Genomic DNA, 24,699 nt, shown 5'->3' with positions numbered 1-24,699 from the left:
TGGAATCGGCCTGATTTGTCCTGTGCTGAGCAGGGCGCTGTCGCGCCCTAGACCATGCCGCCATTGGCACGCAGGGTCTGGCCATTGATCCAGCCACCCTCGGGGCCGACCAGGAAGGCCACGGTATTGGCGATATCTTCCGGCTTGCCCAGGCGCTCCAGCGGGTTGAGCTTGGCCAGGCGGTCTATGGTTTCATCGGTCTTGCCGTTCAGGAACAGATCGGTGGCGGTAGGGCCGGGGGCGACGGCGTTGACGGTAATGTTTTTGCCGCGCAGCTCCTTGGCCAGGATGGCGGTCATCACTTCGATGGCGCCCTTGGTGGCGGCATAGCCCGAGTAGCCCGGCATGGAGAGGCCGATGATGCTGGTGGAGAAGTTGACGATGCGGCCGCCGTGGGCCAGCCGGGTGGCGGCTTCGCGCATGGTGTTGAAGCTGCCCTTCACATTGATGGCGAACTGGCGATCGAAGGTGGCGTCGTCGGTATCGGCCAGGGTAGGTAGGTGCGAGGGCAGGATGCCGGCGTTGTTGATCAACACGTCCACCTTGCCGAAGGCGGCGACGGTGACATCGAACAACTGGCGCACGGCTGCCGGGTCGGCCACGTCGCCCTTCACCGCGATGGCGCGGCCACCGGTGGCTTCGATGCGGCCGACCAGGGCCTCGGCCTCGGCACTGCTGCTGGCGTAGTTCACGACGACGGCGTAGCCGTCACGCGCCAGACGCTGGGCGATGGCGGCGCCAATGCCGCGGGAGGCGCCGGTGACGATGGCAACTTGCTGCTGGGTCTGGGCTTGCTGGGTCATGGTCTTGCTCCGTATTGGGTAGAAGGGCTGGGCCGGGGCGGTGGTGCTGCCTCCTGCTGCAGTGGTGGCCATTCTTCCCTTGAGAGCTGTTTGGATAAATACACATTATTTGCTATGACTGTGCAAATTTGACCAACAATTCTTCACGGCCGGGTCTGCCCTGAAAAGATCGGGGCCAGGCACTAAGATTGAAGCGAGCCCTACGACGCACCGAGCCCCGTACCATGCCCCGCCTATTGCATACCCCTCTGTGCATCCCGGCTGCTTTGGCCTGTGTCGGCCTGTTGCCCCAAGCGCACGCGGACGAGACCCTGACGCTCTACTACCTGGAGCGGCCGCCCTTTATCGGTACCAATGAGCAGGGGGATGTGGATGGCCTGACGGCCGAGCCGGTGGAGCGGGCGCTCAAGCGGGCCGGCATACCCTATACCTGGGTGAAAATGCCCTGGAACCGCCAACTGGCACTGTTGCAGGCCAATCAGGGCAAGGCCTGCGGTACCCTGTTCTACAAGACGGCTGAACGGCAGCGCTGGGGGCGTTTTTCTGTGCCCATCTACCTCGATACACCGCTGGTCTTTGTGACTCGGGCCAACTACGAGCTCAAGGAAAAGCGGTTCATAGAGGTAATGCGTAACAAGGCACACCGTTTTCTGGTCAAGGAGCGGGTGGCCAGCGTGCCCGAGCTACGCGCTGCGCTGCAGGACGCCAAGTCGCACACCATCACCACCTACTACGAGACCAGCGAGATGCTGGACATGCTGCGCAGAGGCATAGGCGATGTGGTCGTGGTGCCGGGCGAGGAGGCCCGCTACCTGTTCGAGCAACAAGGCGGCGCGATCAGCGGCCTGCGGCTATGGGCGCTGGCCGATATGCCCAAGGGCGAGCACCGCCATCTGCTCTGTACCCAGTCGGTGCCTGAGGAATGGATGGAGCGCATCAACGCGCATATCAGTCTCTCCAGTAAACGCTGAGGGCGGCTGCCGGCCACCTTGCCCGCAGGTCCTACGCCTCACGCTATTCCACGCGGCTCGCCGGGAACCTCATCTCGCCCGGCAACTCCCATCCTTTCGTACTACGCTGCATTGCAGCATGGCCCGGCGTGTCCGTGGTCATCAACCCCAACACAGCAAGCAGGAGGCAGGTATGGCAAGTTTGGATAACAAGGTGGCCTATATCACCGGAGCAGCCAGCGGCATCGGCAAGGAGATTGCAATCGAGTTCGCCCGCGCAGGGGCGCATATCGTGGTGGCGGACCTGAACAAGGAAGCGGCCGACGCCACGGCGGCTGAGATTGCCAAGTTGGGCGTCAAGGCCATCGGCGTCGCGGTGGATGTGACCAACGAGGAACAGGTCGATGCCTCGGTACAGCAGGCGGTCGCCGCGCTGGGCAATATCGACGTGCTGATCAGCAATGCCGGCATCCAGATCGTGCACCCGGTGCATGAGTTCAGCTTTGCCGACTGGAAGAAGATGCTGGCGATCCACCTTGATGGCGCCTTCTTGACCACCCGCGCCTGCGTGAAGCAGATGATCGCCAGCGGCAAGGGTGGCAGCATCATCTATATGGGCTCAGTGCACTCCAAGGAAGCCTCGCTGCTCAAGGCTCCCTATGTCACCGCCAAGCACGGCCTGATCGGCCTCGCCAAGACCGTGGCCAAGGAAGGCGCGGCGCACAATATCCGCGCCAACGTGATCTGCCCAGGCTTTGTGCGCACCCCGCTGGTGGAAAAGCAGATTCCTGAACAGGCCAAGACCCTGGGCATCAGCGAGCAGGAAGTGGTCAAGAATGTGATGCTCAAGGAGACGGTGGACGGCGAATTCACCACCACGGCCGACGTGGCCCAGGTGGCCTTGATGTTTGCGTCCTTCCCCACCAATGCGCTCACCGGCCAGTCACTGGTGGTGAGCCATGGCTGGTTTATGCAGTAAGCCTAGGAGACCCTAAGGCAAGGGGCCTTGATAGCCGCGCCGTGGTGCCGGATTGCCGCGCAGCACGTGCAGGGTTTCGAGCCAGGTCAGGGCGGTATCGTCCGGGCGATTTGGGGAGGCAAAGTGGTAGGGCAGGCCCAGCGTCTTGGCCAGCCCGGCCGCCACCTGCGAGAGCAGGCCAGCCTCGCCGCAGGGCTTGGCGCGTTTGTCCGGGTAGAGGGCGAACTGCAGGTAGGCACCGGTGGCCACGGTGGCGAGCTCGAATTCCTCCGGGTCGCCATCAAGCTGCATATAGATGGAGAGCTTGAGCGACCAGCCGTTGGCATCACCCAGCCAGGCCACTTGCACGCACACCGGCTGGCCAGGCAGTTGCGCCACCCGCGCCAGTAAACGGTCCTGGTGCAGATCGGCCAGTTCGCGGGCGTGTTGCGCTGCTACCTCCTCGGCCAGCAGGGGCTGCAGCTTCTTCCATTCCTGACTGCAGAAGTCGCTGGTCCAGGCCTTGACCTGGCCGGTGCGCAAGAGCACGGCGATCACCTGCAGATCGTAGTGCCGGTCCCAGGCCGGGCAGCTTGGGCGGTCTTGCCAGCTGATGGTGAAGAAGGGGAAGTCCTGGCCGTATGGGGCATAGGCCGCCGCCAGCAATTCGCCAAACTGCCAGGGGCGCAGGCCGGGGTAGTCGTAGCGCACGCAGCGAAACAGCTGCGAAGGGCGCGTGCCGGCGTCCACCTGACGGCGCAGGTAGTTGACGATCTCGGCCTGATCGGCCTGGCTGAGCAGTTTGCAAGGCATGGCGCAGGGGAGGGCGCGTGCTATGACAAACTCACAATATCGCGCAGCGCAGGGACGGATGCCATCCTCTATTTGGGGGAAAACGCCCAAACGCATAGCATACGGGGCATGTCTGCATGATTTTGCCGACCAGCGGCATGTGGCACAGGTTTGTGCTGCCAGCCTAAGATGAAACGTCGTCCCGCCTTCATCGCCCCCGGAGCCCTACATGCTCAAAGGCCTACCCAAGCCGCTGGTCCTCGGTTTCTTGATCGCGGTCGTCACCTTGCTGCTCAATGCCTTGGTGCCGTACTACTTTGTCGAATCGCTGGTCAGTACCAGCCACCGCGCCGAGGCCTCGCAACGCCTGCTCGATACCCTGACCGAACTGCGCGGTAACCTGATCGAGGCCGAGACCGGCCAGCGCGGCTACCTCCTGACCCGCAACCGGGCTTATCTGCAGCCCTACGACATGGCCCAGCACGAGGTGCAGGTCAACCTGGAGACCTTGCATACCCTGCTGGCAGACCGGCCAGAACAGGAGGAGCGGCTGAAGTATCTGGAGGAACAGGCCCAGCGCAAGCTCGACGAGCTCAAGCTCACGGTGGAGCTGATGCAGCAGGGCAGGGCTGAGGAAGCTGAGCGCCTGGTGGCCAACGATCACGGCAACAGCATGATGCAGACCCTGCGGGCGACGATCACCCGGCTGTCTTCGGCAGAGCGGATGCGCCGCATGGAGCATGTCTATCGCGCCAACAGCAATGCCGAGCTGGCCGTGTTGGTATTCGTGGCCATTGCGCTGATCGATGCGCTGCTGTTCGGCTGTATCTTTGCCTACCTGGTGCGCATCATCCGCTCGCGCAGCGCCGCCGAGGTGGCGGCCAGCGAGCAGTCGGTGATTTTGCGCGGCGTGCTCAATAGCATGCACGAGGGCGTGATCGTGGCCGACCGGGATGGTCGCGCGCTGCTGACCAACCCGGCGGCCGAGCGCATCATCGGTAGCCGGCTGACCACCTTCCGCCAGGCAGCGCGTAGCGGCCTGGTCAAGATACTGCACGCCGACGGCACACCCTACGAAGAGACCCAGATGCCCCTGGAGCGCGCGCTCCAAGGCGACCTGGTGGTGGGCGAGCGGCTGCAGCTGGTGGGGCAGCACGGCGACACCAGCTGGTTGTCCTTCAACAGCATGCCCATCCTGACCGAGAGCGGGGAGCAGACCGGTGGGGTAACCGTGTTCCGTGATGTGACCCACCTCAAGCGCGACGCCGACAACCTCAAGGCGCTCAACGTGCAGCTCAGCGAGGGCATGGCCGAGCTGGCGCACCAAAATTACGAGATCTCCAAACTCAGCGAGCTGGCCAATGTGTTGCAGACCTGTCGCGACGAAAAGGAGGCCTGCGGCGTGCTCTCCAGCTCGGCAGCCGGCTTGTTCCAAGGTGCGCCGGGTGCCCTGTACCTGTTGGCGGCCTCGCGCAACTACCTGGAGCTGTGCGGTAGCTGGGGCGAGATCGGTACGCCGCCGCAGGTGATCCAGCCGGATGATTGCTGGGCGATCCGGCGTGGCCGGGTGCATAGGGTCTGTGAGGAGGAGGGAGGCCTGTGCTGCGCCCATGTGCAGAACCAGGACAAGCCGCCCGAGGGCTATCTGTGCGTGCCCATGGTGGCGCAGGGCGAGACCATGGGGCTGCTCTTTCTCTCGCTCGACGGTGTGGCGCTGGCGCGGGGGCAGGATGCCCTGGCCCGCTTTGCCGGCACGGTGGCCGAACAGTGCGCGCTGGCCCTCTCCAACCTGCGGCTGCGCGAGCAACTGCGCTACCAGTCCATGCACGACCCATTGACCGGGCTATTCAATCGCCGCTTCCTGGAGGCCACGCTGGACCTGGAGCTCAGCCGCTCGGCCCGCTCCGGCCAGCCGCTCACGGTGGCCATGTTGGACGTGGACCATTTCAAGCGCTTCAACGATACCTTTGGTCACGATGCCGGCGACGTGCTGCTGCGTGAATTCGGCGCGGTGCTCAAGCTTTCTTCACGCGATAGCGACATTGCCTGCCGCTATGGCGGTGAGGAGTTCATGCTGATCCTGCCGCAGACCGATCTGGCCATGGCCCGTGAATGCGTGGAGCGGGTATTGCAGGCCGTACGGACGATGGAGGTGAACTACGCCGGCCAGCTCTTGGGTACTGTGACCGTCTCGGCCGGCGTGGCCGACTACCACCGTAACGATACTGCAGAAGGATTGGTGAAGCGGGCCGACACCGCCCTCTATCAAGCCAAGACGGCGGGTCGTGATCGCCTGGTGGCGGCGAGCTGACCGTATTGGGTCAGCGACTTGCTACTGCTGTTTGAGCCTGTATCAACTCAGCTCCCGGTACATGACCGTGGTCGGCCCTAGGCTGCCATCCTGCTGGCTGGCATAGGCCGGGATGCTGCCCACGGTGATATAGCCCAGCGAGGCATACAGCCGTTCCGCCGGGCTGCCGGTATTGGTGTCCAACACCAAGAGGCTACGAGCCTTGGCACGGGCGCCAGCTTCCACCGCCTGCATCAGCAGCCGGGCCGCACCCTGGCGGCGGGCGGCCGGGTGGACCATGACCTTGCAGACTTCGCCGCGATGGCGGCCATTGGCCGGCATGTCGAGCTGCAATTGTGCAGTGCCGATCACGCGGCCATCCTGCAGCGCCACCCATTGCAGCTTGGCGCCGCTTTGCAGCGCACCTAGCTGGCCGCGCCACCAGTTGGCGGCATCCTCCAGACTGAACGGTTCGACAAAGCCGATACTGGCACCCGCTGCCACGCTGGCTTGCAGTACCTCAGCCAGCTCGTACAGGCGCTCGGCCAGTTGTTCGGCGTTCAAGGCTTCGATGGTGCAGATGTTCATGGTCGTCCCAGGGCGATCAGGTAGCGGGCCGGAGTGGTGGCGGGGTTGTGGAAGCGGGTGGCGTCAAACAGCCGGAAGCTCAGGCTGTCGCCTGGCCGTAGGGCGAAGGTCTCGCTGCCCAGGGTGTAGTGCAGTTCGCCCTCCAGCAGCCAGATATGGTGCTCAAGGCCCGGTTGGGGGCTGCGCTCGTAGCTGAGGGTGGTACCGGGTGGAATCTGCCCCTCGACCAGGTCCACATTGAAGCCCGTCATGGGGGGCGCCACGCCGCGGCGACGAAAGCCGGTCTCCGGGTCTATCCAGACCGGTTGCGCTGCCGCGCGTAGCAGACGCACGGGCTCGACCTCCACCTCGGCCAGCAGGCGCGACATGGGCAGGCCGTAGCTGGCGCACAGCCTGCCCAGCAGGGAGGCCGTGGGACTGCTCTCGCCCCGCTCCAGGCGCGATAGCGTGGCGCGGCTGATGCCGCTTTGCTCGGCCAATGCTTCCAGCGACCAGCCGCGCTGCTGGCGCAGGTCGGCAAGCCGCTGCGCCAGCCGTTGGTCGATCTCCGCGGCACGTTGGTCTAGCGCAGCGTGGTTTGTATCTTGGGAAGTATTTCTCATAAATGAGAATTTGCTCCCAAAACCGGGTTGCTGTCAAACCGGGGCTGTGTGCTCGTGCGCGGCGATATGCCGGCCCAACGCGCTGGGCCGGCTGGCCAGGAAGTGCCACAAACGCTCGGTGTAGTCTGGCCCTACGGCCTGGGCGATCGAAGGGCGGGCTGCCAGCGTGCTGCGCCAGGCCTGCACCTTGGGCAAGCCGGTGAAGACGGCACACACACCGGCGCGCTCAAAGGCCTGCCAATAGCGAAACACCGGTCCGAATACGGCATCTACCAGGCTGAAGTGCGGCCCGTCGAACCAGGGGCCTTGGTGCAATACGGCCTCCAAGGTCTCGAAGCGCTGCCGCAAGGTATCTTCCGCAGCGGCCAGCGCGGCGGCGTCCGGTGCCTGGTAATAACGGGCGATGTCGGCCAGCACATGGCTGCCGAATTCGATCCAGCCACGGTGCTGAGCCCGCCGGTAGGGGGCGGTCGGGTGCAGGGGCGGACTTTGCGTGTCTTCGAGGTATTCGAGGATGGCGGCGGATTCGAACAACACACCCTCGGGGCTACGCAGCAACGGCACCTTGCCCAGCGGCGAGAGCGCAAGAAACCAGGCGGGTTTGGCGGCAAGGTCGATATCGCGGCGGGTGTAGGGCAGCTGCTTCTCTGCCAGGGCGATGGCGGCGCGCTGCACATAGGGGCAGAGCGCGTGGCTGATCAGTTCCAGTTGGGCTTGCATGGCATGCCCCTCAGGCTGCGCACAGGGCGTGGCGGCCATCGCCCAGCAAGGCGTGGATCAAACTCGCCACGATCAGGAACAACGGGTACTCCCAGCCGCCACCAGGGTTGGTGAACACCCAGCCGTTGCCGCCATGGATCTGCAATGCGCCGACCAGGATAGGTAGCAGCGCCAGCGATACCCAGCGGCCATGAAAGCCCAGCAGAATGGCGAGCCCGCCCAGCGTCTCGGCGGCGATCAAGGGGCCGGCCGTCCAGCCGGGGTAGCCGATACTGCCGAGCCAGCGCCCCAGTCCGGCGACGCCAAAGGTCATGAGCTTGAGCAAAAGACCATGGCTCAGCCACATTGCGCCTAGTGCCAGGCGCAGTAGCAGCTGAGCTGCGGCGTATGTGTCGAGCATGGGTACCGGGATGGGTAGGCGGTCGATGTATTGGCTCATGGTGTGCTCCTCGTGAACGCCGACGGTTTGTAGGCACGGCACACTGTACGGTCCGCGATGGCGCAGTAATATTCCAAGAATTGGCCTTTGCGGTATGCAAATATGCAGAATATGGATTGGGATGACCTGCGCTGTTTTTTGGCAGTGCAGCAGGGCGGTTCGGTCTCTGCCGCCGCGCGGCAGCTGGCGGTGAACCACAGCACGGTGCTGCGCCGGCTGGGCCGGTTGGAAGCGGTACTGGCAGTGCGCCTGTTTGACAGACGGAACAGCGGCTACCTGATCACCCCGGCGGGTGAGGCCTTGGCCAGCGAGCTGGCTGGTCTAGGGGAGCAGATCGAGACCGCGCAGCGGCGGCTGATGGGACAGGACCGGGCGATACGCGGCACGATCAGGCTGACCTCGACCGATACCCTGTTCGCCAGCCTGCTGACACCCCTGTTGGCGGAGTTCCGTGCGCTATACCCCGAGGTCACGTTGGAGCTCGTCATGAGCAACCATTTCATGCGCCTGACCCGGCGCGAGGCCGATGTGGCCGTGCGCGGTACCAACCAGCCGCCGGACCAGCTGTTGGGTCGCTGCGCCGGGCGCATACGCACGGCGCCTTACGCGAGCCGCAGTTATCTGGACAGTCTGCCGCTCGGTGCGTCTTGGCAGGATGGCTCGTGGGTGGCGCCGGACGAGGCCTTGGGCCACCTGGCACAGGCCCGCTGGCTGGCCAAGGCAATACCTGCTGCACAGGTGGTAGCGCGTAGCGACAGCCTGGTGGGCATGTTGCAGTGCGTACGTGCCGGCATGGGAACGGCCATGCTGCTTTGCCCTTTGGCAGATGACTACCCTGAGCTGGTGCAACTGGCGCCAGCCAGCCCGGAACTGGATACCGAGATCTGGATCCTGGCGCACCCTGACATGCGCCAGGTGGCGAGGGTTGGGGTGCTGACCCAGTTCCTGCATAGCCGCCTGAGTGCGGACCCGCGCCTGCAGCCGCGCTAACGCATCTGTGTCTTTTTCCTCACCGGCCCCGCAGGAACAGGTCCTTGATTCGAAAGGAGCCTGCAAGCCCTTGGCAAGCAAGGGGATTTGGCTATTGTGGAGTGGTGGGTGGCGCAGACCCCCCGATAAAGGCACGTAAGAAAGCCAACAAGAAGACAAGTCATCATTCATGACCAGGAGGTTGTCATCGTGTTCAAGAGCAAGACGCAGGACCAACTGCAGCAACAGCGCAAGTGCATCGTCGATCAGCAAGCCATACTCGACGCCCTCAGCCGCTCCATGGCGGTGATTGAATTCAACCCTGACGGCACCGTGCTCAATGCCAACGAGAACTTCCTCCAAGCCGTGGGGTACCGGTTGGAAGAGGTGCGAGGCCACCACCACCGCATGTTCTGCGACCTGGCTTATGCAGATTCGGGTGAGTACACCGAATTTTGGAGCCGGCTACGCAACGGCGAGCCTATGACTGGCCAGTTCAAGCGGCTGCGTCATGACGGCGACGCGATTTGGCTGGAGGCTTCGTACAACCCTGTGCGCAGCGTCGACGGGCAGATCTACAAGGTAGTCAAGTTTGCCCAGGACGTGACAGCTCGTGTCGCCAAGGCGCAGGAGGAGGCCAGCCAGATCGAGGCAATCCAGCGCTCCATGGCGGTGATCGAGTTCTCGCCAGATGGGGTCATCCTGAACGCCAACCAGAATTTCCAGAACACCGTGGGGTATACGCTCAGCCATCTGCAGGGTCAGCACCACCGTGTGCTGTGCGATCCAGCCTATGCCCAAAGCCCGGAGTACACGCAGTTCTGGCGCCGGCTCAACCAGGGTGAGTTCATAGCTGGCCTGTTTGAGCGGCGGGGCCAGGGGGGCAGGGTGATCTGGCTGGAAGCCTCCTACAACCCGCTGTTCGACGCCGATGGCAAGTTCTACAAGGTGGTGAAGTTCGCCACCGATGTGACCGCGCGCGAGATGAGCATACGCAACGATATGGAGCATGTGCGCGAGGCCTATGAGCTCTCCGAGCAGACCGAACAGGTATCGCAGCAGGGGGCCAGCGTGATCGAGACCGCGGCGGTGGAAATGCGCAGCATCGCCAACAGCGCCAAGTATTCGGCCGAGCTGATCGCCGATCTCGGAGCCAAGTCGTCCAGCATTTCATCCATCGTCGGTACCATCAAGGACATTGCCGACCAGACCAACCTGCTGGCGCTCAATGCCGCTATCGAGGCAGCTCGGGCTGGCGAGCAAGGGCGTGGCTTTGCCGTGGTGGCAGATGAAGTGCGCAAGTTGGCCGAGCGCACCGCCATTTCGACTCGCGAGATCTCGGGAATGATAGAGAGCATACGGGTGGGGACCGATTCGGCCATTACCGGCGTCAACCAGATGCTCAAACAGGCCGAGCAGGGGGTGGAGTACGCCAACAATGCCGGCGTGGCGATCAACAAGATCCGTGACAGCAGCAACCAGGTGGTGAACGTGATCAACACCTTCTCGGCGGTGGAAACCTTCAAGCACCGGCCTGGTAACGGCACCCGGCATTGATGCATAGCCGACGGCCCTGCCCGCAAGGGCGGGGCCGGATGGGCGGTATGGCACTTCATTTGTTACCAAAGTAACATGGTAACCAAAGTGAGGTGCCATCATGACCGACGAAGATTTTCTGGCTACCTTTGAGGCGGCCGCGCTCGCGCCTGGCGAGTTCAACCACCGCGCCCATCTGCGGGTTGCCTACCTCTACCTGTGCCGGCTGCCTTTTCTGGAGGCTTGCCTCGCCATGCGTGACGGTCTGCGCCGGTTTGCCGTGCAGATCGGCAAGCCGGGGCTCTACCACGAGACATTGACCGTGGCCTTTATGAGCCTCCTGGCCGAACGGATCGCGGATGCGCCGGGTGCAGACTGGGTGTCCTTTGCCGATGCCAACCCGGCTTTGTTTGATCGTGAGCTACTTGCGGCCTACTACCAGCCGGCCACCCTGGCGAGCGAGGCGGCGCGGCGGCGGCTGGTTCTGCAGCCTTGGGTACCGATAAAGCGTGCGGAGGTGGGGGATGTCACAGCCTGATAGCGTGCCAGCACGGTATGTGGTGGAGCGGGTGCAGACCGGCTTTCGGATGGAGAAGCGCATGCTCAAGGTGCTCAAGGCGCTGGCCGAGTACCACGATCTGGCGCTGGGTGATCTGATGGAGGGCATCGTGCTGCATGCCTTCGAGGGCAAGTCGCCCTTTGGCGACGAGAGTCTGCAGCGCATTGCCGACCTCAAGCGCATCTACGGGCTGGAGCTGGATGCCGCTGCAGCCCACCGGCTGCTGGAAGCGGGCTAGGAGATTTTCGTGACTAGGTCGCTTGCAGCTGCAGATTGAGCTGCAGGGTCACGAATTCGGCCGGTTTGAGCGGGGCGAAGCCCAGCTGCAGCCGTACCAGGCCCTGGGCAATGTCGGCCTCGTTCATGGTGCTACGGTCACAGCGCACATAGTAGGCCTGCTCGGGACTGGCCCCCAGAAACGCGCCGCGGCGGAACAAGCCCTGCAGAAAGTCCTCCACGCTGGCCCGCAGTTGCGCCCAGAGTGCTTCGGAGTTCGGCTCGAACACCGCCCAGCGGGTACCCCGCTGCAGGCTCTGCTCGATATAGAGCTGGGTGCGGCGTACCGGGAGGTAGCGTGCGGGGTGGATATCGCCACTGCTGCGGGTGCGCGCGCCCCAGACCACGGTGCCATGCTGGGGCAGGGCACGCAGGCAGTTGATGCCGGCGCTGTTGAGCGTGGCCTGGCCGTGCTCGTCCATGCTCACACCGGCCTGGGCCGAGCCTTGCAGGCTGGCATCCAGCCCGGCGGGGGCCTTCCAGACGCCGTGTTGGGCATCTAGGCGGGCCAGGATGCCGGCGATGGCGCCGCATGGGGCGAACAGCTCCTGCTGGCCGCGTCGCAGCGGGTTGGGCGCCGAGAGGCGCGGGTAGTAGAGCGCAGCGTTGCCGCTGGGCTGGCCCGCCTCATAGGCGAGGCCATGTAGCGCGGCCTCGGTACTGGTCCAGTTGGCCGGTGGGTCGACCAGCAGGATGGCACCCCGCTCGGCGCAATAGGCACTGGCAGCATCGATCAAGGCCGGCTCTATGCTGCCGCCGGCGGTGTGGGGTGGTATGCAGAGCAGGTTGAAATGCTCGAGTTGGTCCAGGGCGTAGAGGCCCTGCCGCTTGGCCTCTTTTTCGGGACCGAGGAAGTCGTGACCGGTGAGTGGCCCGTTTCCCTCGGCCTGCAGGCGCAGGATGCGTGCCTGACTGCCGCCATTGAGAAAAAAGTCCCGCACCGCATACCCAAGCGTGCTGGCCAGCCACAGACCGCCGAAGATGCGCTCGAATTCCATCAGGCTGGCCACGGCAACCACCTCGCCGGCCGGGCCGCTGCGTGCACGCCCGATGAAGGCGGTGATGCTGGTATCCACTCCGTGGATGGGGTGGGGCCAGGCAGGCATGGCTTCGGTGATGGTCTCGGGCATGACAGACATGCCGCCTCCTGTCTCTGTGTTCTGTTTGATTCACACTAGCAGCTAAGAACAAAAACGCGCCGCCCGGTTCAACCGGCTTGGGCTTGACACCACCTCTATGACGGTCTTAAATTTCTGTAATGACAGAAATAATTGAAAGGTCCGCATGAAGCTCAGCCCGACCACCCAGAAGTACATCCTGCACTGGGGCGAGATGGGAACCCGCTGGGGGGTGAACCGCACGGTGGCGCAGATCCACGCACTGCTCTTTCTGAGCAACCAGCCGCTGCACGCCGAGACGATCAGCGAGACGCTCAATGTGGCGCGCTCCAATGTCAGCACCAGCCTCAAGGAGCTGCAGAGCTGGGGCCTGATCCGCGTGACCCATGTGCTGGGCGACAGGCGCGATCATTTTCTGGCCCATCAGGATGTGTGGGAGATCTTTCGCATCATCATGGAAGAGCGCAAGAAGCGTGAGCTCGACCCCACCCTGACCGTGCTGCGCGAATGTTCGCTGGAGGCAGACAGCGACGCGGAACTCGACAAGGTCACGCGCCGACGCATGGACGAGGTGTTGGCCTTTCTGGAGATCCTGATGCGGGCCTACGACGACTTCAAGCACCTGCCGCCCGCTACGCTGCAGCGCTTTCTCAAGGCTGGCGGCAAGATTGCACGCTTTTTGAGTACCGATGAGAAGGAGGAGCTGTGACTGAATTGACCGTCTTCTTCGACAGCCAGTGCCCGCTGTGCGCGGCCGAGATGCGCCGCTTGAGCCGCTGGGACAGGCAGGGCCGGCTGGCCTATATCGACATGCAAGGCGAGGGCTTCGACGCCACGCGCTACGGTGCCAGCTACGCTGCCATGGATGCCCAATTGCATGCGCAGACGGCCGATGGGCAGATGCTGGTAGGTATAGATGCCATCTCAGCCATCTACCAAGCCGTTGGCAAAGGCTGGCTGACCTGGCCGCTGCGCTGGCAATGGGCCAGGCCGACCCTGAGCTGGGGCTACCGGCGCCTTGCGCGCTACCGCTACCAGATCAGCCGGCTGCTGGGCTTTGCTTGCCCCGATGGCGTGTGCAGCGCGCGTTACCGCTGATTTTTTTGCCTGAATATTTCTGTATTAACAGAAATTAGAGAAATTATTGAGGGGTATGGGTCATGAACAATCTGATCTGGGACTGTGCCTTGAACCTGCTGCTTTTGCAGGGTCTCTTGGGGGCCTTCGACACAATCTATCACCACGAACTGACCGTGGGCCTGCCGCAGCGGCCTTCGGCGCGGCTGGAGCTGCGCATCCACGCCCTGCGCGCCTGGCTCTACGGTGGTGTATTCGCGGCCATGGCCTGGTTGCAGCCGCATGGCAGCTGGGCGGCGGTGCTGGCGGCCGTGGTACTGGCCGAGGTAGGGCTGACCCTGTGGGACTTCCTGGTCGAAGATGCCAGCCGCCGCCTGCCCGGCACCGAGCGGGTGCTGCATACCGTGTTGGCGATCAATGGCGGCGCCTTGTTCGGGCTCTATGGCTGGCAGCTCCTGCAATGGTGGTCCTTGCCTACTGCGGTACTGCCGCTGGCGCCGGACTGGCGCACCTGGGCGCTGACTGCCATGGCGTTGGGCGTAGCGGCATCGGGCCTGCGTGATGCCCTGGCCTCGCGCCAGCTGGGCCGGCGGCCGGTGGTGCCCAACCCCTACGCGGGCTTGGCGCACCGGCGCATTCTGCTGAGCGGCGGGACCGGCTTTATCGGCGAGGTGCTGGTCGGGCAATTGATCGCAGCCGGCCATGCCGTGACCATCCTGGCGCGCGACCCGCTCAAGGCCGCGGCACAGAGCCAGGGCCGCGCCCGTTGCGTGGCCTCGGTCGATGAGCTGCATGCGGCCGAGCGCTTCGATGCCGTCATCAACCTCGCCGGTGCCCCGGTGGTGGGACCGCGCTGGAGCACCAAGCGCAAGGCACAGTTGCTGGGCAGCCGGCTCGGTACCACCGAGGCCCTGCTGGGTTGGCTGCGCCGCGCCGAGCACAAGCCTGCCCTCTGGTTGCAGGCCTCGGCCATCGGCTACTACGGGGTAAGGCCGGCCGAGGAGGCTCTGGATGAGATGAGCGACAGCGGCGAGGGCTTCATGAGCGAACTCTGCGCCCGCTGGGAAGCCAGTGCCAATGAGGCCAGCCAGCATGGCGTGCGCCTGGTGACGCTACGCCTGGGCTTGGTGCTGGGCCACGGTGGCGCTTTGCCCTCCCTGCTGCTGCCCTTCCGGCTGGGCTTGGGCGGGCGCATGGGCAGCGGCCAGCAGGTGATGAGCTGGATACATCTGGAAGACCTGCTGGCGCTGCTTGCACGCTGCCTGGTAGACGGCAGCATGCAGGGTACGTATAACGCCGTCGCCCCTGGTGCGCTGAGCCAGGCAGAGTTCGCCGCCGAGGCCGGCCTGGTGTTGGGCCGCCCGGCTTGGCTGCCGCTGCCGGCTGCCCCCCTGCGCGCCCTTTTGGGCGAGATGGCCCAGCTCTTTGTTGATGGCCAACGGGTGCTGCCGCGCCGCTTGCAGGCGGCGGGCTTTGTGTACCGCTATCCGGCCATGCATGCCGCCTTACAAGATCTGCATTGAGGAGTAGACCATGGAACCGCTATATCGCACCGCACTGGGCCAGGATTTCGATGCCTTGCCCCCCTTGCTGCAACGTTTCCATAGCCAGACCGGCCAAGCCTGGGAGGGTGAAGCGGTGGTGCGCTGGAGCGAACGCCCCTGGCTGCGCCTGTTGCTCTGGCTAGGCCGCCTGCCGGCACCGGGCCTGGCCGTGCCGGTGGCGGTGAAACTGGCTGCCTACGGCCAGGGTGAGCGCTGGCTGCGCCGTTTTGCTGGCCGGCTGATGGCATCGCGCCAGTTCATGGTCGGCAAGCACCTGCACGAGGGTTTCGGCCCGCTGCGGCTCAAGCTGGAGAACCGTCTGGATGAGGCCGGCGTGCTGTGGCAGCGCAGCTCAGCCAGCCACTGGCTGGGCCTGCCCCTGCCCAAGCTGCTGGCTGCAGCGGTCGTGGCGAGCGAGCGGCATGAGGCTGGCCGGTTGTGCTTTGATGTGGCCATCACCTTGGGCGGCCTTGATTTCATCCATTACCAAGGCTGGTTGAAGCCGGTGGGTGAGCATGGCGATCGTTGAACAGCGGGCATGGGTACGCAGCAGTCAGGCTGCCGCCTTCGAGGCCTCGCAGGACTACGCCAAGCGGCGTGATTGGGACCCCTTCTCACGCCGGCTGGAGACCCTGCCTGCGGAGGACGGCCAACGCATCACACGCGTTACCGCCTGGCACGGTGCCAGTATGGACGTGGCCTTCGTAGCCTGGTTTCCGCCCGAACGCGCAGCCATACGCATGGTCAGCCGCTCACGGCTGCTGGCGGTGTTCGCAGGTAGCTGGGCCTTCCTGCCCAAGGGCGACGGCATGATTGAAGTACGCTTCAGGTACCAGGTCACACCGCATGCCTACTGCGCCTGGCTGGCGCCGTTGATGCTGGTTTACTTTCGTTGGGAAACGCGCCGCCGCCTGGCGGCGCTCAAACGCTACCTGGAGACTGGCGGCTAGCGCTGGCCACCAACCTACTCGTCATCCAGCCCCTTGCCTGCCAGGATCTGCGGCAGGCACTTCTCCACCCGCGACGCCCGCGTCTTGGCCTGCTTCGCGCCGGTGAAGTGCAGCAGGTAGGCGCGCTGGCGGCCCGGGGTGAGCGCCTCGAAGGCTTGCTTGAGCCCCTTGACGCTATCGAGCTGCTGCTGGAATTCCTCCGGCATGCTGAACTCCGTAGTGGGCTTGAAGGCCACCTTGAGGCCGGCCTTCTCGACCTCGATCGCCTCCGTGACATAGGCCTTGAGCGTTGCCTCCAGGCGCTTCACCTCGGCCAGGCTGGTAAAGCGCATCTGCCGGGCAGACTGGGTGTTCTCGGTCTGCGTGATCAAGACGCCCTCCGGGTCCTTGAGCAGCGCGCCCTTGAAGAACAGCACGGCGCAATACTCCTTGAAGCCGTGGATCAGGACCACGTTGCCGCCTTCACCGACGTAGCAGGGGTTGCCCCACTTCAGCTCCTCGGTAAGCGGCAGGCCCAGCATGATGCTGCGCAGCTGCTTGAACTCGGCCTGCCACTGCTTGGCCTTGGCCAGGAATGCATCGACCTTGGGGTTCATTGTCTTCCTCCTTGTTATGTTGGGGTCTGCTTGCCGGGGCAATATTGTCCATTGCGGTGGGCTTGTCAAAATGGGCTGCCGGTATGTGTAGCTTCCGACTCGATTGTGTACCAGGCAAGCTCAAGTCTGCGCCGCAAAGCCTTCCATCATGGCCTTCAGCCGTACCGCACCATCGGGGGCCAAGCAGGTCTCCATGCCATAGGCCGACATCTGTGCCGCGGCCTGTGCGCGTTCGAACAGGTCGGCTTCGTAGCGGGCCAGGGCACTGGCCTGGTCTGGCTCGGCCTGCAGGGCCTCGGCGAGTTTGAGGGCGTCGAGCATGGCGATGTTGACGCCTTCGCCGGCGAAGGGCGACATCAGGTGGGCGGCGTCGCCCAGGAGGGTGATGCCGGGCTGGCCTGCCCAGCGATGGTCGATGGGCAAGGTGTAGAGCGGGCGGGGAACCATATGATCCTCGCTGCACTCGATCAGTGCGCGCAGCTCGGGAGCCCAGTCGGCGAACTGGGCCAGCAGCAGGGTGCGGGCCTGGGCGGGCGTTGCCTCCGCCAGACCTTGCTCGGCCAGCCAACCCTCCGCCACCCGCAGTGCCACATAGACGCGGATGCGGCCGTCGCCGTTGTACTGGGCGATCAGGCCCTTGTCATCCTGCAGGGCCATGAGCTTGCCCTGGCCGACCAGAGCGGCGAGCCGGGGCGTGCGCTCAGCGGCATCGGGCAAGCCCAGCTCCACAAAGCTGACGCCGCTATAGCCAGGCTGCACGTCAGTGAGCAGCGGGCGTAGGCGTGACCAGGCGCCGTCGGCGCCGACTACCAGTTCGGCCGTGGCTTGTTGGCCGCTCTCGAACTGCAGTAGGTGGCCGCCGCTGGCGAGTGGCTTAGCGGTCTTGAGCTTGTGGCCCCACCACACGGTGCCGCTTGGTAGCGAGTCGAGCAGCAGCTGGCGCAGCTCGCTGCGGTCCACCTCGGGGCGATCCTGTTTGCCGCTGACGACGCTTTCGTCCCACAGCAGCGTGCCGTGCTTGTCGGCCACGCGCATGGCTTGGCCGTCAAAACGGGCCACGGCCAGAAAGGCGGCGGTGAGGCCGGCTTTGCTCAAGGCAAGCTGGGCAGATTCTTGATGCAGGTCCAGTGAGCCGCCCTGGCCGCGTACCAGGGGGGAGGCATCGGCCTCGAAAACGGTGACCTTATGGCCTTGTTGCTGCAGCAGCCGGGCGAGCGTAAGCCCGCCTGGCCCGCCGCCGATGATGGCGATGGGGTAGGGCGACATGGTGATTCCTTGGCTAGGGTTGGGGCGGTACTAGGGGCGTGGCGTGTGGATCAGGCCGTTGATGAGCATGTCGAGCGCCCAGCTCAGGCGCGCCTCGCCGTCGCCGGCCAGCATCTCGGCCTGCAGGCGGTGGCTGTGCGGGTAATGCTCGGGCGGCGCTGCGGCGAGCGTCTGGGTGATGCCGGCCAATGGGTCGGTCTGCTGCCGGCGCAGGTCCTGCTCGGCGGCGATGGCAGAGATATAGAGTGGCAGGGCGTCCACCGCCCAGGCCGCACGGCGCTCGTCCAGCCCGCCTTCCAGCAGCAGGCCGAGCTGGGCCTCCAGGAGGCGCAGGGCGTTGGGGCCGGTGGCCATGGTCATCATGGCGAGCTGCCCCAGGCCAGGTGTGGCATGCAGCACCAGCAAGTAGTTGCGCAGCAGGCCGCACAGCTTTTGTCGCCAGTCGCCATCGGTAGGGATGGCTACCTCGCCCAGGGCGTGGTCCAGCATGTGGGCGTGCAGGGCTTCGAAGTTGTCCAGATAGACATAGAGCGAAGCGGCGCCGGTATCGAGCGCCTGGGCGACCTTGCGCAGGCTCAGCCCGGCTATGCCGTCCTGGCGCAGCAGTTCCAGGCCGGCGGCGACGATGACGGCAAGGCTCAGCGCCGGTTTGGCCGGGCGCGCACGGCGGCTGCCGGTGCCGCTGGAGGACGTTGATTTGGCCATGCAGGGGACCTTGCTCACTCAGAATGAGCGCAAGCCTAAAGCAAACGAACAGTGTTCGTAAAGAACGCTGTTCGTAGTGGGCGACGAACGGTAAGCGGCTTGCCATTTGCCGTTGTGCTGCCTAGCTTTAACCGATGGCCAATCAGGCCAGAGGACACCATGCGCATCGTCGCTTTTCCCCACCGTGGCATCGCCTATAACGATGCCTTCTACGCCGCCCTGGAGCAGCAGGGCGTAGAGGTGGTGACGGGCGAGTGGGCAGGGCGCTGGCTGCTGCACAGCTTGCAGCCCGGTGACATCGTCCACATCCATTGGCCGTCCTTTCTCTATATCTCGCATGGCGGCTACCTCCTGGTGTTGCGGCGCTTCTGTCGCTTTCTGTTCCTGCTGCTGCTGGCGCGCTGGCGTGCCGGGGCACTGTGGTGGACGGCCCACAATCTGCTGCCGCATGAGCGCTGTGTATTGCCAGCACTGGACGTGCTGGCCCGCCAGGTGGTGATACGGCTCTCGCAGCGGATACTGGTACATGGCGCAGAGGCGGAAGCCATACTTTGTGCGCGCTTCCCTGCTGTAGCCGGCAAGTGTGTACGCATACCGCACGGCAACTGGATAGACCACTACCCCCCGGCGCCTGACAAGACCTCCGCACGGGCCGAGCTGGGCTTGGCGCCCGGTGCCTATGTCTATTTGCAGTTCGGCCAGTGCAAGCCCTACAAGAACCTGGAGGGCTTGATCGAAGCCTTTGCGCGCTACCAGGCCGAGGACGCTGTGCTGCTGATCGCCGGCAGCTTTGCTGATAAAGGCTACCTGGCCCAAATAGGCGATATGGCGGCCAAGGATACGCGCGTGCGGCTTGATGCCCGCTACCTGCCGGACGAGCTGCTGGTGCGCTACCTCAGCGCCTGCGACGTGGTGTGCATGCCCTATCGCGAGATTTTGACCTCGGGCACCGCCATGCTGGCCCTGAGCCTGGGCCGGCCGGTGCTGTCGGTGAACAGGGGTTTTTTGCACGAAGTGATCACGCCCGAGGTGGGCCTCTTGGTGGAGCCGGGTGACCAGGCGGCGCTGGTGGCAGCGCTGGCGCAGGTACGTACGCGCCGCTGGGATGAGGCGACCATCTTGGCCGAGGCACGCCGCTACACCTTTGCCGATGCGGCGGCCATCTGCCTCAAGGCGGCGCAATGGCGGCCTGGCCGGCCGTTGGCGACCGGTGTGGCGCGCCATGAAGATGGCTGACTAGCGCAGAGTGCTTGACCTAAAGCCGGCTTGAATTTTCATACTGGCGCCAACTTACTGAGAAAGGTTGGCCCATGACCCACACCCTGATCGTTTTCCACTCCGGTACCGGCAGTACCGCCCAACTGGCCGAGGCAGCCCGCCAGGGCGCGGCCGAGATCGGCACCGCCAGCCTCTTGCGCATCAATGGTGCCGATATTGTCGATGGCCGCTGGCGCAATGAATCACTGCTGGCCGAGCTGGACGAGGCCGACGCGGTACTGTTTGGCACGCCCACCTATATGGGCGGCCCCTCGGCCCAGTTCAAAGCCTTTGCCGACGCCACCGGCGGGCGCTGGGAGCGGCAGGCATTGGCCGGCAAGCTGGCCGGGGGCTTTACCATCGGTTCCAGCCTCAATGGCGACCAGTTGCAGACGCTGCACTACCTGAGCATATTGGCCTCGCAACACGGCATGCTCTGGTGCAATCTGGCGGTAACGCCCGGTCGCGACCCGCTGGGGCGCAACCCCTTGGGCACCCAGTTGGGGGTAACCGCACAGAACGTGGAGGGCAGGGTGGCCGACGCCTATATCGAAACCGCCCGCTACCTGGGCCGGCGCATTGCGCGCATGGCCAGTCGTTATGAAGCAGCCGTGAACGTGGAGGAAACCGTATGAGCCCCCAACTGGACCGCGTGGACCATATCCATATCTATGTGCAGGACCGTGCCGCCGCCGAGGTCTGGTATGGCAGGGTGCTGGGCCTCAAGCGGGTGGAGGAGCTGGCCTTCTGGGCCCCCGGCCCCGGCCCGCTGACCCTATCGGACGCCGATGGCCATATCCACCTGGCGCTGTTCGAGCGCCCGGCCGCCGCAAACCGCACTACCGTGGCGCTGGGCGTGGGGGCCGAGGCCTTCCTGGCCTGGCGCGCCCATCTGGGCAGGGAGCTGGGCGAAGTGCCGGGCGTAGTGGACCATGATGCATCTTGGTCGATGTACTTCTACGACCCTTGGGGCAACCCTTACGAGATCACTTGCTATGACTACGACGTATTGGCGGCGAGCTTGCGCTAGGGAGCCGCCGCCGGTGTCTGCTGACCACTGTAGATTGGGCTTGCCTAGTTTCTGTAGACCATTAACACGAGCGGCCGTCTTGCCACTAAGCACCCGCGCTGGGCCCCTTGGCGAGCAGACACAGACAAAGCCAAACAGGTGGCCATGTTCGTCTTAGGGTTCCTTGCAGAACCCTGTATGATTAGCGAATACAACGAGTTAGCTGCCAAGAGATGCTTTTCCCGAACGTCTGGCTTTCCTACTTGAGACGTGTATTCGTTTCGCTGCTTATCTGTGTAGTTCAGTCACAAGCATCTCAAATTTCCATACAGGAATACGGTGAGGGATCCGGTCTATCCAACCTCGCCGTCCGGGCTTTAGTCCAGGATGCTGGCGGGTATCTGTGGGTTGGTACCGATAATGGACTTTTTCGGTTCGACGGCTTGCAGTTCACGCGCTTTGATACAACGGAGCATCTCACCGACGTCAACACTATGGTCGCGGACGGAAAGCGGCTCTGGATCGCGGCCGGCGGCACTTTATGGTTCCGTGAATCTGGTCCGCTTCAACAGGTACGACCTGCCGGTCGGGGTCTTGCACTGATCGACCTTCCGCAAGCGATTGCGCCGGACGGACAACATATCTGGGCAATCGACGATTGGCAGTTGGTCGACTTGACCGAGAAAGCGGACGGTACCTGGTTGCGCCGCGATGTATTCGACGCCCAAACCCGAGCAAAGCATACCGAGCTGTCCTCGATCAACAGTGTGCTACGGGGGGCGACCGGAGACGTCTGGTTTGGTTGCGGCCTCGCCATTTGCCATCTGGACGCAGGCAAGCTCGACATCTGGCGGGAAGACCGCGGCGTGCCGCAGGGCGTTTGGCATTGGCTATTGCGTGCGCGGGACGGCTCTCTCTGGGCGCGTGGCAATCATCATGTGATTCAACTGGAAGCGGGTCATGCTCGCTTTACCAATCGAACTGATGCGCATGTCGGGGACGACCCCTCCGGTCTTTACCCGCTGGTCGAAGATGCTGCGCACCGCATCGTGAGTGTGGAACGAACAGCTGTTATTCAGTGGGATGGACAACGCTGGCTACGCATTGAGGATGGAATGCCGCCAGGAGGCCGAATACGTGCCATGCTCGCTGACCGCGAGGGGGGGATGTGGCTCGGTCAATTGGGTGGCGGTCTGTTGCAATGGCGGGGTTACGGTCAGTGGGAAAACTGGTCTCTGGCCGACGGTCTGCCGAACGCAGTGGCATGGGACATCGCACGTAGCGGATTGCCTGGTAAACGGCTCTACGTCGCAACCGGAACTGGTCTTGCCGTCTTTGAGGAATCTACGCGTCGCTTCGTGCTGCAGGCAGGTACTGACAAGCAGGAGGTCGTGACCGTCACCCCCGATGCAGCAGGTACCATCTGGGCGGGTACGGGACGTGGCCGCATTTTCCATATCGCGCATGGTCGTGAAGCCGAGAAGCCTGATCAAATCGACCTGCCACACTACGCCCCGGTCATTGGAATTTATGCGAACCGGGCAGGCGGTGTTTGGGTACTGACCCAAGAAGGACTATTCACCGTAAAGGCGGATGGTCATGCCCTCGTAGCCGAACTGGCCGCCGAACCGAGCCAGAGCAACGTTGGCGAGTTGCAGGCTGGGTGCCAGGATGCCCAGGGGAGATTGCTGCTGGCTGGTACAAACGGCATAGCGGCTCGTGACGATAGGGGATGGCAACTTCTCTATCGCGCAGCGGCCGGCATCCAGACTTTGACATGTCTGCGTGACGGTGGCTTGGTGATTGGTGGCAGCAAAGGCGGCATTCAGCTACTCAGGCCAGACGGAAAGCAGCTTCGCGCCACAGATATCACACCAGCAATGCTCAACGGCCATCTCATCTTGGGGTTGATCGAGGATCGCCGTGGTTGGCTCTGGGTCAATAGCGATGCAGGCACTGCGGTCTGGAATCGCTCACATTGGCGCATGCTGGACCGTAGCCGAGGGCTGGGCTGGAATGACACATCGGCCAATGCCCTGGACGAAGATAATGACGGTACTGTTTGGATAGGCACGAGCCGCGGCCTGTCGCATATGCGCCGCCCTGAACAATTGTTCTTCCCTGGTCGGGCAACCGTCGACATTAAATCCGTCAGCAGAGGTGCGTTCTTGCTGAATACAGACCAGCCGGCGCACCTTGCCTGGTCAACGGATCCGATCAATATAAACCTCGCAGTGCCCACGTTCCAGAACCGTGCCGCGCTGAAGGTCGAGTATCGGCTGCCGGGCTTTGATCCAAGCTGGCGGACCATGGAACACATGGATCTGCATCTGACAGGGCTGCCAGCCGGGAGCTATCGATTCGAGGCGCGTGTGACCGATACGGAGTTGGGTACAGCCTCACCGATCAAGGGGTTTGACTTCATTTTAGCGCCGCCTTGGTGGCAAACCCGTCTTGCTACCTTGGCCGCGATGTTCGCGCTGGCCTGCCTGGGCTATGGCATGTATCGCTGGCGGATTCGTGCGCACCTCCGACAGACGAGCAAGCTCGAGGCTCTGGTCTCATTACGCACTCAAGAACTCCAGGCATCCCGCGACAGCTTGCGTGAGATGGCCACCAAAGATGGGCTGACCGGGGTATGGAATCGCCGGGCACTTGATGAAATTCTCGATCGGGAGATTGCGCGGAGTCTGCGGGGAAGTCTTCCCTTGGCGATTGCCATTGTGGATATCGACCACTTCAAACGCGTCAACGACACCCATGGCCATCAGGCTGGTGATGCGGTACTTGCTGAATTCGCTGGCCGGATCGCCAGTTCTCTGCGCCCATACGATTCCCTGGGACGCTATGGCGGCGAGGAATTCCTGTTGATCATGCCGGGGCTGGATGTGACACGGCCGGACCATAGACAGCGCCTTGCGGACATTCACGCGACTATTCCTGCTACACCTATGAGCATTGGTACAGTGACCTGCTCGATTGGTGTGGTGGGCATTGGCGACGTGATGGAAGCAGACGCGCGGACCTTGATTGCGCAGGCTGATGCAGCGCTTTATGAGGCGAAGCGGCGTGGTAGAAACCGAATTGTTTGGGCTGGCTCGATGCCCCCGGCAGAACAGTAAATCTACGCCTGGATAGGTTGCCGGTGGATGAAACATTGGGCGCCTAAAAAGCTGGGAGAGGTTTTGCGCCCCAGTGCAATTCAGGCGTATTTTTCGCCAGGTCTCTCAGGTGGTTTCATCTGGCTTGTGGGCCAATCGCTGCGTCCTTTCTCAACTCGAATTACCCGTAAATGGAGAGCGCTGGATAAGCTGTCTCGATCGTTATTTTGCTGCCCAGGTGCTTATGCTTGTGGCGACCATTGCAGGCGTGCATGAATGGTGCTGTGCAATGTCGAGATCACAGCATTGAGTGACGTTGCGACGGACCGGCCACCTGGGCAAGGAGCTGGGTGAAGTCCCGGGTGTGGTGGACCGTGATGCATCGTGGCCGATGTATTTCCGTGAGTCCTGCGGCGATCCTTACGAGACCACTTGCTAGGACTACGACGTGTTGGTGGTGAGTTTGCGTTAGTGGGGAGTACTGGCGTTGCTGGAGTGCCATGCTGGCGGCAACTGATCGATATACGCGGGCATCCGCTTACTAGCTCGTGTCGGCCGTAGTTGAGCAATTCAGTGAGTGACGGCATACGACCC

General features: G+C 63.6%; 26 protein-coding genes. 16 read left to right on the top strand and 10 right to left on the bottom strand.

The features are described 5' to 3' along the window. Positions 1-47 precede the first annotated feature (47 nt). Positions 48-803 carry an SDR family oxidoreductase gene (locus tag VIM95_RS18930; RefSeq protein ID WP_331988850.1) on the bottom strand — a complete coding sequence of 252 codons (756 nt, stop codon included), beginning with the start codon at positions 801-803 and terminating at the stop codon, positions 48-50. A gap of 224 nt (positions 804-1,027) precedes the next feature. Here VIM95_RS18930 and VIM95_RS18925 point away from each other — a divergent pair, with 224 nt between their 5' ends. Next, a complete protein-coding gene (locus tag VIM95_RS18925; RefSeq protein WP_331988848.1) occupies positions 1,028-1,774 on the top strand; it encodes a substrate-binding periplasmic protein in 747 nt (248 codons plus the stop codon). A 172-nt stretch (positions 1,775-1,946) separates the two neighbouring features. After that, positions 1,947-2,732, top strand: coding sequence for a 3-hydroxybutyrate dehydrogenase (locus VIM95_RS18920; RefSeq protein ID WP_331988846.1), 786 nt, complete (start codon positions 1,947-1,949; stop codon positions 2,730-2,732). Between the two features lie 12 nt (positions 2,733-2,744). Here VIM95_RS18920 and VIM95_RS18915 read toward each other — a convergent pair whose 3' ends face one another. Continuing rightward, positions 2,745-3,524, bottom strand: a complete 780-nt coding sequence (locus VIM95_RS18915) for a hypothetical protein (RefSeq protein WP_331988844.1) — start codon at positions 3,522-3,524, stop codon at positions 2,745-2,747. A 208-nt stretch (positions 3,525-3,732) separates the two neighbouring features. Here VIM95_RS18915 and VIM95_RS18910 point away from each other — a divergent pair, with 208 nt between their 5' ends. Continuing rightward, positions 3,733-5,814 carry a diguanylate cyclase gene (locus VIM95_RS18910; protein WP_331988842.1) on the top strand — a complete coding sequence of 694 codons (2,082 nt, stop codon included), beginning with the start codon at positions 3,733-3,735 and terminating at the stop codon, positions 5,812-5,814. A 42-nt stretch (positions 5,815-5,856) separates the two neighbouring features. Here the strand turns inward: VIM95_RS18910 and VIM95_RS18905 are convergent, their stop codons facing one another. Genes VIM95_RS18905 through VIM95_RS18890 form a run of 4 tightly spaced genes read right to left on the bottom strand, consistent with a single transcriptional unit; the run spans position 5,857 to position 8,142 of the window. Then, positions 5,857-6,381, bottom strand: coding sequence for a GNAT family N-acetyltransferase (locus tag VIM95_RS18905; RefSeq protein ID WP_331988840.1), 525 nt, complete (start codon positions 6,379-6,381; stop codon positions 5,857-5,859). Further along, positions 6,378-6,983 (bottom strand): XRE family transcriptional regulator, encoded by a 606-nt coding sequence (locus VIM95_RS18900; protein ID WP_331988838.1) that lies wholly within the window; start codon positions 6,981-6,983, stop codon positions 6,378-6,380. Before VIM95_RS18900 ends, VIM95_RS18905 begins: the two co-directional genes overlap by 4 nt. Positions 6,984-7,016: 33 nt before the next feature. After that, positions 7,017-7,703 (bottom strand): glutathione S-transferase family protein, encoded by a 687-nt coding sequence (locus VIM95_RS18895; RefSeq protein WP_331988836.1) that lies wholly within the window; start codon positions 7,701-7,703, stop codon positions 7,017-7,019. Positions 7,704-7,713: 10 nt separating this feature from the next. Next, positions 7,714-8,142, bottom strand: a complete 429-nt coding sequence (locus VIM95_RS18890; protein ID WP_331988834.1) for a DoxX family protein — start codon at positions 8,140-8,142, stop codon at positions 7,714-7,716. A 102-nt stretch (positions 8,143-8,244) separates the two neighbouring features. Here VIM95_RS18890 and VIM95_RS18885 point away from each other — a divergent pair, with 102 nt between their 5' ends. The 4 genes from VIM95_RS18885 (at position 8,245) to VIM95_RS18870 (ending at position 11,444) form a co-directional block, all read left to right on the top strand. After that, positions 8,245-9,132, top strand: coding sequence for a LysR family transcriptional regulator (locus VIM95_RS18885; RefSeq protein WP_331988832.1), 888 nt, complete (start codon positions 8,245-8,247; stop codon positions 9,130-9,132). Positions 9,133-9,321: 189 nt separating this feature from the next. Next, positions 9,322-10,668, top strand: coding sequence for a PAS domain-containing methyl-accepting chemotaxis protein (locus tag VIM95_RS18880; protein WP_331988830.1), 1,347 nt, complete (start codon positions 9,322-9,324; stop codon positions 10,666-10,668). A 100-nt stretch (positions 10,669-10,768) separates the two neighbouring features. Further along, a complete protein-coding gene (locus VIM95_RS18875; RefSeq protein ID WP_331988828.1) occupies positions 10,769-11,185 on the top strand; it encodes a hypothetical protein in 417 nt (138 codons plus the stop codon). Beyond that, complete coding sequence (locus tag VIM95_RS18870; RefSeq protein ID WP_331988826.1) at positions 11,172-11,444, top strand: hypothetical protein; 273 nt, start codon at positions 11,172-11,174, stop codon at positions 11,442-11,444. Before VIM95_RS18875 ends, VIM95_RS18870 begins: the two co-directional genes overlap by 14 nt. A 13-nt stretch (positions 11,445-11,457) precedes the next feature. On the opposite strand, the gene VIM95_RS18865 is transcribed toward VIM95_RS18870, so the two are convergent. Further along, positions 11,458-12,621: a phage tail sheath subtilisin-like domain-containing protein gene (locus VIM95_RS18865; RefSeq protein ID WP_331988824.1), complete on the bottom strand. Its 1,164-nt coding sequence runs from the start codon at positions 12,619-12,621 to the stop codon at positions 11,458-11,460. Between the two features lie 145 nt (positions 12,622-12,766). On the opposite strand from VIM95_RS18865, the gene VIM95_RS18860 reads away from it, so the two are divergent. The 5 genes from VIM95_RS18860 to VIM95_RS18840 all read left to right on the top strand — a co-directional run bounded on the left by VIM95_RS18860 (position 12,767) and on the right by VIM95_RS18840 (position 16,171). Beyond that, complete coding sequence (locus tag VIM95_RS18860) at positions 12,767-13,309, top strand: GbsR/MarR family transcriptional regulator (protein ID WP_331988822.1); 543 nt, start codon at positions 12,767-12,769, stop codon at positions 13,307-13,309. Then, positions 13,306-13,698 carry a DUF393 domain-containing protein gene (locus tag VIM95_RS18855; protein WP_331988820.1) on the top strand — a complete coding sequence of 131 codons (393 nt, stop codon included), beginning with the start codon at positions 13,306-13,308 and terminating at the stop codon, positions 13,696-13,698. The genes VIM95_RS18860 and VIM95_RS18855 overlap by 4 nt, the downstream gene beginning before the upstream one ends. A gap of 62 nt (positions 13,699-13,760) precedes the next feature. Then, the gene (locus tag VIM95_RS18850; protein ID WP_331988818.1) at positions 13,761-15,200 is read left to right on the top strand and encodes a TIGR01777 family oxidoreductase; all 1,440 of its coding nucleotides are present in this window, start codon (positions 13,761-13,763) and stop codon (positions 15,198-15,200) included. Between the two features lie 10 nt (positions 15,201-15,210). Further along, complete coding sequence (locus tag VIM95_RS18845; protein WP_331988816.1) at positions 15,211-15,750, top strand: DUF4166 domain-containing protein; 540 nt, start codon at positions 15,211-15,213, stop codon at positions 15,748-15,750. Continuing rightward, positions 15,737-16,171, top strand: a complete 435-nt coding sequence (locus tag VIM95_RS18840) for an SRPBCC family protein (RefSeq protein WP_331988814.1) — start codon at positions 15,737-15,739, stop codon at positions 16,169-16,171. Before VIM95_RS18845 ends, VIM95_RS18840 begins: the two co-directional genes overlap by 14 nt. Before the next feature lie 14 nt (positions 16,172-16,185). On the opposite strand, the gene VIM95_RS18835 is transcribed toward VIM95_RS18840, so the two are convergent. From VIM95_RS18835 to VIM95_RS18825, 3 genes are all read right to left on the bottom strand, one after another. Continuing rightward, positions 16,186-16,767: a YdeI/OmpD-associated family protein gene (locus VIM95_RS18835; RefSeq protein WP_331988812.1), complete on the bottom strand. Its 582-nt coding sequence runs from the start codon at positions 16,765-16,767 to the stop codon at positions 16,186-16,188. 120 nt (positions 16,768-16,887) lie between these two features. Continuing rightward, entirely contained in the window at positions 16,888-18,033 is a 1,146-nt protein-coding gene (locus VIM95_RS18830; protein WP_331988810.1) for an NAD(P)/FAD-dependent oxidoreductase, read from the bottom strand. A gap of 30 nt (positions 18,034-18,063) precedes the next feature. After that, positions 18,064-18,738 (bottom strand): TetR/AcrR family transcriptional regulator, encoded by a 675-nt coding sequence (locus VIM95_RS18825; RefSeq protein ID WP_331988808.1) that lies wholly within the window; start codon positions 18,736-18,738, stop codon positions 18,064-18,066. A 159-nt stretch (positions 18,739-18,897) separates the two neighbouring features. Here VIM95_RS18825 and VIM95_RS18820 point away from each other — a divergent pair, with 159 nt between their 5' ends. The 4 genes from VIM95_RS18820 to VIM95_RS18805 all read left to right on the top strand — a co-directional run bounded on the left by VIM95_RS18820 (position 18,898) and on the right by VIM95_RS18805 (position 24,126). Further along, positions 18,898-19,974, top strand: coding sequence for a glycosyltransferase (locus VIM95_RS18820; protein ID WP_331988806.1), 1,077 nt, complete (start codon positions 18,898-18,900; stop codon positions 19,972-19,974). Between the two features lie 74 nt (positions 19,975-20,048). Then, a complete protein-coding gene (locus VIM95_RS18815; RefSeq protein WP_331988804.1) occupies positions 20,049-20,630 on the top strand; it encodes a flavodoxin family protein in 582 nt (193 codons plus the stop codon). Continuing rightward, on the top strand, positions 20,627-21,025 hold the full coding sequence (locus VIM95_RS18810; RefSeq protein ID WP_331988802.1) for a VOC family protein: 399 nt from the start codon (positions 20,627-20,629) through the stop codon (positions 21,023-21,025). Before VIM95_RS18815 ends, VIM95_RS18810 begins: the two co-directional genes overlap by 4 nt. A gap of 212 nt (positions 21,026-21,237) precedes the next feature. After that, entirely contained in the window at positions 21,238-24,126 is a 2,889-nt protein-coding gene (locus tag VIM95_RS18805; RefSeq protein ID WP_331988800.1) for a diguanylate cyclase, read from the top strand. The last annotated feature ends 573 nt before the right edge of the window (positions 24,127-24,699 follow it).

Source organism: Chitinimonas sp., from assembly GCF_036568685.1.
Classification (GTDB): domain Bacteria; phylum Pseudomonadota; class Gammaproteobacteria; order Burkholderiales; family Chitinimonadaceae; genus Chitinimonas.
Note: the sequence above shows the minus strand (reverse complement) of the source record. Positions and strands in the feature narration are given on the sequence as shown.

Bases quoted from the DNA above. Each gene is read 5' to 3' on its own strand.
- VIM95_RS18930 (WP_331988850.1), bottom strand. From the start codon at position 803: ATGACCCAGCAAGCCCAGACCCAGCAGCAAGTTGCCATCGTCACCGGC.
- VIM95_RS18925 (WP_331988848.1), top strand. From the start codon at position 1,028: ATGCCCCGCCTATTGCATACCCCTCTGTGCATCCCGGCTGCTTTGGCC.
- VIM95_RS18920 (WP_331988846.1), top strand. From the start codon at position 1,947: ATGGCAAGTTTGGATAACAAGGTGGCCTATATCACCGGAGCAGCCAGC.
- VIM95_RS18915 (WP_331988844.1), bottom strand. From the start codon at position 3,524: ATGCCTTGCAAACTGCTCAGCCAGGCCGATCAGGCCGAGATCGTCAAC.
- VIM95_RS18910 (WP_331988842.1), top strand. From the start codon at position 3,733: ATGCTCAAAGGCCTACCCAAGCCGCTGGTCCTCGGTTTCTTGATCGCG.
- VIM95_RS18905 (WP_331988840.1), bottom strand. From the start codon at position 6,381: ATGAACATCTGCACCATCGAAGCCTTGAACGCCGAACAACTGGCCGAG.
- VIM95_RS18900 (WP_331988838.1), bottom strand. From the start codon at position 6,983: ATGAGAAATACTTCCCAAGATACAAACCACGCTGCGCTAGACCAACGT.
- VIM95_RS18895 (WP_331988836.1), bottom strand. From the start codon at position 7,703: ATGCAAGCCCAACTGGAACTGATCAGCCACGCGCTCTGCCCCTATGTG.
- VIM95_RS18890 (WP_331988834.1), bottom strand. From the start codon at position 8,142: ATGAGCCAATACATCGACCGCCTACCCATCCCGGTACCCATGCTCGAC.
- VIM95_RS18885 (WP_331988832.1), top strand. From the start codon at position 8,245: ATGCAGAATATGGATTGGGATGACCTGCGCTGTTTTTTGGCAGTGCAG.
- VIM95_RS18875 (WP_331988828.1), top strand. From the start codon at position 10,769: ATGACCGACGAAGATTTTCTGGCTACCTTTGAGGCGGCCGCGCTCGCG.
- VIM95_RS18870 (WP_331988826.1), top strand. From the start codon at position 11,172: ATGTCACAGCCTGATAGCGTGCCAGCACGGTATGTGGTGGAGCGGGTG.
- VIM95_RS18865 (WP_331988824.1), bottom strand. From the start codon at position 12,621: ATGTCTGTCATGCCCGAGACCATCACCGAAGCCATGCCTGCCTGGCCC.
- VIM95_RS18860 (WP_331988822.1), top strand. From the start codon at position 12,767: ATGAAGCTCAGCCCGACCACCCAGAAGTACATCCTGCACTGGGGCGAG.
- VIM95_RS18850 (WP_331988818.1), top strand. From the start codon at position 13,761: ATGAACAATCTGATCTGGGACTGTGCCTTGAACCTGCTGCTTTTGCAG.
- VIM95_RS18845 (WP_331988816.1), top strand. From the start codon at position 15,211: ATGGAACCGCTATATCGCACCGCACTGGGCCAGGATTTCGATGCCTTG.
- VIM95_RS18840 (WP_331988814.1), top strand. From the start codon at position 15,737: ATGGCGATCGTTGAACAGCGGGCATGGGTACGCAGCAGTCAGGCTGCC.
- VIM95_RS18835 (WP_331988812.1), bottom strand. From the start codon at position 16,767: ATGAACCCCAAGGTCGATGCATTCCTGGCCAAGGCCAAGCAGTGGCAG.
- VIM95_RS18830 (WP_331988810.1), bottom strand. From the start codon at position 18,033: ATGTCGCCCTACCCCATCGCCATCATCGGCGGCGGGCCAGGCGGGCTT.
- VIM95_RS18825 (WP_331988808.1), bottom strand. From the start codon at position 18,738: ATGGCCAAATCAACGTCCTCCAGCGGCACCGGCAGCCGCCGTGCGCGC.
- VIM95_RS18820 (WP_331988806.1), top strand. From the start codon at position 18,898: ATGCGCATCGTCGCTTTTCCCCACCGTGGCATCGCCTATAACGATGCC.
- VIM95_RS18815 (WP_331988804.1), top strand. From the start codon at position 20,049: ATGACCCACACCCTGATCGTTTTCCACTCCGGTACCGGCAGTACCGCC.
- VIM95_RS18810 (WP_331988802.1), top strand. From the start codon at position 20,627: ATGAGCCCCCAACTGGACCGCGTGGACCATATCCATATCTATGTGCAG.
- VIM95_RS18805 (WP_331988800.1), top strand. From the start codon at position 21,238: ATGCTTTTCCCGAACGTCTGGCTTTCCTACTTGAGACGTGTATTCGTT.